Raw genomic sequence first — 216 nt, 5'->3', positions numbered from 1 at the left:
CCCAACCCTTGGGACCTACTACAGCCCCAGGATGTGATGAGCCGACATCGAGGTGCCAAACCTCCCCGTCGATGTGGACTCTTGGGGGGGATCAGCCTGTTATCCCCAGGGTAGCTTTTATCCGTTGGGCGATGGCCCTTCCATGCGGTACCACCGGATCACTAAGTCCGACTTTCGTCCTTGCTCGACCTGTATGTCTTGCAATCAAGCTCTCTT

Annotated in this window: 1 rRNA gene; it reads right to left on the bottom strand. The window is 56.5% G+C overall.

Going from position 1 to position 216, the window contains the following annotated elements:
* Positions 1-216 (bottom strand): 23S ribosomal RNA (locus K0040_RS22660); the annotation flags it as partial.

Origin of the sequence: Terrisporobacter petrolearius (genome assembly GCF_020748185.1) — a bacterium.
GTDB classification, from domain to species: domain Bacteria; phylum Bacillota; class Clostridia; order Peptostreptococcales; family Peptostreptococcaceae; genus Terrisporobacter; species Terrisporobacter petrolearius.
This window is presented reverse-complemented; position numbering and strand designations above follow the sequence as displayed.